The 1,264-nt window shown below is 60.4% G+C and carries 1 protein-coding gene; it reads left to right on the top strand.

Annotation, left to right across the window (positions count from 1 at the left end; all coding sequences use genetic code 11):
• Nucleotides 1–55: 55 nt before the first annotated feature.
• A partial coding sequence (locus WS62_RS05735; protein WP_066568837.1) for an IS5 family transposase occupies nucleotides 56–1,264 on the top strand: 1,209 nt, incomplete at its 3' end.

Here is a 1,264-nt window from a genome sequence, read left to right as displayed (position 1 = left end):
TTGCAGGAAGCAGGCATATTGACGCGTGAATCCTGCAAATCCTGACGAGGTGTGGATGGGTCCGAAGTTGCCGGTGACAGAGGGAGATTTCTTCCGCCAACCGCTGCGCGAGCAGATCAATCTGAAGCATCCGTTGATTCGCTTGGCCGATCTGATCGACTGGGCTCGGTTGAGCACGACGATGAGTGCGAGTTTCGCATCGTCTCGTGGCCGACCGGCAACGTCGCCGCGTTTGATCGCAGGGCTGCTGTACTTGCAGCACGCGTTCGACCTGTCGGATGAAGAGGTCGTCTGGCAATGGCTGGAGAACCCGTACTGGCAAGTGTTCACCGGCGAGACGTACTTGCAGACGAAACCGCCGATCGATCCGTCGAGCCTGACGCGCTGGCGTAAGCGCCTGGGCGAAGCCGGCGTTGAAGAACTGTTGGCCGAAACGATCGAAGCGGCCAAACGCGCAAAGGTCATCAAGACGACGAGCCTGAAGCGGGTGATCGTCGATACGACGGTGATGGAAAAGGCGATTGCGCATCCCACCGATTCGCGTCTGCTCGAACGTTGCCGCGAACATCTGGTGAAGGCTGCTGCCCAGCACGGGCTGAAGCTGCGGCAGAACTACAACCGCGAAGCGCCGCGTCTGGCGGGCCAGATCGGGCGCTATGCGCATGCGAAGCAGTACAAGCGGATGAAGAAGGCGCTGCGCACTTTGCGTTCACGAGTGGGGCGCGTGATGCGTGACGTGGAGCGGCAACTGGAAGGCGTTGTTCAGCAAAGTCGCGCGGAGTTGGAAGACTTGATCAGCCGCACGAAGCGGATTCTCACGCAGAAGCAGAAGGACAAAAACAAGCTGTATGCGCTGCACGCGCCGGAAGTGGAGTGCCTGGCGAAAGGCAAAGCGCGCAAGCCGTACGAATTTGGCGTGAAGGTGTCGATCACCACGACGCACAAGGAAGGTCTGGTAGTCGGAGCTCGTTCAATGCCGGGCAATCCATACGACGGGCACACGTTGGCCGAAGCGTTGGAACAAGCGGCGATCCTGAGCGACGTGCAGCCGGAGATCGCCGTCGTCGACCGCGGCTACAAGGGCGTCGCCGTCGATGGTGTGAAGGTCTATCACCCAGGTTTGCGACGCGGTATCACACGCGGCCTGCGAGCAATGATCCGGCGTCGCAGCGCAATCGAACCGGCCATCGGGCACATGAAGGCCGACGGCAAGCTCGATCGAAATTGGCTCAAGGGTTCGTTGGGCGATGCGATTCATGCGGTG

Origin of the sequence: Burkholderia sp. ABCPW 14 (assembly GCF_001523835.1) — a bacterium.
In the GTDB taxonomy this organism is placed as follows: Bacteria; Pseudomonadota; Gammaproteobacteria; order Burkholderiales; family Burkholderiaceae; genus Burkholderia; species Burkholderia mayonis.
The sequence above is the reverse complement of the archived record's forward strand: the minus strand, read 5'-3'. Positions and strand labels throughout refer to the sequence as shown.